The organism is Hoylesella timonensis 4401737 = DSM 22865 = JCM 15640, assembly GCF_000455445.1.
In the GTDB taxonomy this organism is placed as follows: domain Bacteria; phylum Bacteroidota; class Bacteroidia; order Bacteroidales; family Bacteroidaceae; genus Prevotella; species Prevotella timonensis.
The window spans coordinates 1-2,646 of record NZ_HG417111.1; the positions used below are offsets into that span (position 1 = coordinate 1).

At 48.4% G+C, this 2,646-nt stretch carries 4 protein-coding genes; all 4 read right to left on the bottom strand.

The window, feature by feature from the left end:
• Positions 1-195, bottom strand: a 195-nt coding sequence (locus BN35_RS13420; RefSeq protein WP_081675954.1) for a hypothetical protein, incomplete at its 3' end; no start/stop codon positions are given.
• 4 nt (positions 196-199) lie between these two features.
• On the bottom strand, positions 200-823 hold the full coding sequence (gene traK, locus BN35_RS12660) for a conjugative transposon protein TraK (RefSeq protein WP_025073283.1): 624 nt from the start codon (positions 821-823) through the stop codon (positions 200-202).
• Between the two features lie 47 nt (positions 824-870).
• Positions 871-1,908 carry a conjugative transposon protein TraJ gene (gene traJ, locus BN35_RS12665; protein ID WP_004358249.1) on the bottom strand — a complete coding sequence of 346 codons (1,038 nt, stop codon included), beginning with the start codon at positions 1,906-1,908 and terminating at the stop codon, positions 871-873.
• A 50-nt stretch (positions 1,909-1,958) separates the two neighbouring features.
• Positions 1,959-2,588 (bottom strand): DUF4141 domain-containing protein, encoded by a 630-nt coding sequence (locus BN35_RS12670; protein WP_044071625.1) that lies wholly within the window; start codon positions 2,586-2,588, stop codon positions 1,959-1,961.
• Positions 2,589-2,646: the final 58 nt, after the last annotated feature.

Genomic DNA, 2,646 nt, shown 5'->3' on the forward strand with positions numbered 1-2,646 from the left:
AATGGGTAGTTTTTCCTTCTTTGGAGGAAGGAAAAACTGCGCTATCATCCATAGAGAGCAGATGAGATAGATAAAACTCAGCCCATAGACGATAGCCTTGCGCTGCCTTATCGTGAGCCTTTCACACCGATGACGGAGCCACAGGTGAAAGCGCAGATAGTGACGTGAGAATAAAAAGTTTCTTTTCCTTGCCATAGCCTTATCGTTTATAAGTCTGTATGTCTCTGTTCTCCTTGACGAGGAAGTTCTCCATCAGGAAGCCCTGCGGGTTGTTGTCAGAACGGACAGAGTTCTGCAACGTGCAGGTCGTAACAAGACTGCGCTCTGTGACATTACTCTGGCGGACGATAAACTCCCGTGCATAGGTCGTTACCGCATAAGGGTAAGTATTAAAGTTGCAGTGGATAGAGTCCACCTCTATGCGCTGATTGACATTACCCGATATGGCACGGTTATAATACCCCTTCTCCGCCAAGTCCTTGTAATAGTTGAAAGCTGACTTGTCGCAAAGCAGAAAAGCACGCTCCATGTTCTTTTCGATGGCGTCCTTGTCGGGCGCAATGGTGAAGAAGAGCTCATGGAAACGACGCACGTGTTCTCTTGCCTCCACGGGACGGTTTCTACTTGCATCCTGACTGAGAGCCAGCATGAGCGACTTTCCTTGGTCGAGCACATAGATTTTCTCCCGCTGCTCCTTGGCGAAGCTGTACGAGGCATAGACAGCATAACCGCTTACTACCACACATACGATGGCAAAGACAAAGGCATAGAGCCGTATCTGTCTGAATGAGGTCTCAATATTATTAAGTGATTTGAATTCCATTTTTTTCTTTTATACCCGTTGATTAATTAAGCATAGTTGCTCCATTTCTATTTTCCTTTGAGCAGCGCTCCCTTGATGCGTCCACCGACATTTCCCACAGCGGCACCTGCGCCTGCCATGGCAGCCTTGCCGCCGGTATATGCACCTTGAGCGCCACGCTGTGCAGTCTGGTTAACATTACGACCGTATGAGCCGATACCGCCTCCAGCTTCAATAATCCAACCTGCCACAGTGGGGACACAGAAGTAGCCTACAATACCGATAAGGAAGAAGACGATGTAATACCACGTTCCCGAATCAGGCAGATAGTTCGGATCGCTGAGCGCATCGATGTCTTTCTGCATCATCAACACCTGTATCTTGGTAAGCAGTGCCGTAAGAATAGAACTGACAGGCAGCCACAGGTAGACAGAGATATAGCGTGAGAACCATGCTGTAAGTGAGCCTGCAAGACCATCCCATACGGCTATGCCGAACACGATAGGTCCGAGTATCGAAAGGACAATCAGAATAAAGGTGCGAAGCGTGTCGATGATGAGTCCCGAAGCATGGAACAGCAATTCCAAAAAATCGTGTACCAATTTCATGACCCATTGCTTGGTCTGATAGGCGGCACGCTCGGCATACATCCCCGCTATCGTCACGGCATCTTCAGGTCCGATAATGCCCATTTCCTCTATCTTCTGGTCGAACTTTTCGTTGGAAACCAAATAAGCCGTCTCGGGATTCCTGAGGTAGGCTTCCTCCTGCAGCTTATCCCTTTTTGCGGTCAGTTCCGCCAAGTTGCCTTCCTGCTGATGTACCATCATCTCCGTTCCCTGCACTACGGGCGAGAGAACGGCATTCATCGTACCCAGTACGACTGTCGGGAAGAACATGATGCAAAAGCCCAAGACAAAGGGGCGCAGCAGTGGAAACACATCGATTGCCTCGGCACGGGCAATGGAAGCCCACACCCGAAGGGCAATATAAAAGAGTGCACCCAAGCCCGCAATGCCTTTGGCAATGCCTGTCATCTGGGCACAGAGCGGCATCATCTCGTCATAGGTTGAGCGGAGCAGCTCGTGTAAACTGGCAAAATCCATAAGCAAAAGTGTTTTATGAAAGTTTTTTCAAGTTTTTTAAGTCTGTGGAATTACCAGTACCTGCTTGCCGTGTTGCCGTAGAGTGCCTTGACAGAGGCAAGGTTGTTCTTCTCACGAGCACGGACATAACTCACGGAGATATTCTTCCTTGTATAGTACGACACCAAGGAGCGGTACTCGCGTAGTGTGGTATAGATACGGTCTATCTGCTGCATGCGCTCGTGGTCGTTCATGGAGAAGACATTACTCTTGACGATGGACTTGAGTTCCTTGAGACTCTCACCGCTCTGCTCCAAGAGCTTGGCATAGCCCGAAGCTATTGCAGCGAGTTCTGAAGGGCGGAAGTTCTTGTCCGAGAGCATCTTTTTGTAGGAAGTGACATAGACCTCAGAGATGTCGCCCACCATGAGGATGGACTCCTTGACCTTGTAGGCATCTCCTATAAGGTTATTCACCTTCTTGAGGGCATCGTAATACTTCTTGGTGTCGTTGTATAGTTTCTCCACCTCCTTGAATCCGTCAAGGGTATTCTTTACTGTCTTCGAGGCGGTGGCAATCTCCTTGACCGTATTGGCAATGTTGCCAGCAAAGTTACCGGGATCATAGACCGTCCACTGTGCGTGAGCTTTGGGAACTGAAAGGCTCAATCCTAAGAGAGCCATGAAAATGTACTTTTTCATTGTTGCTATAGTTTTGATGGTTTATTACTTATTTCTTTTTATTGCTTCTTTTCTCATT

Excerpts from the sequence above, each read along its gene's own strand:
- traK (WP_025073283.1), bottom strand. The coding sequence starts at position 823 with ATGGAATTCAAATCACTTAATAATATTGAGACCTCATTCAGACAGATA.
- traJ (WP_004358249.1), bottom strand. The coding sequence starts at position 1,908 with ATGGATTTTGCCAGTTTACACGAGCTGCTCCGCTCAACCTATGACGAG.
- BN35_RS12670 (WP_044071625.1), bottom strand. The coding sequence starts at position 2,588 with ATGAAAAAGTACATTTTCATGGCTCTCTTAGGATTGAGCCTTTCAGTT.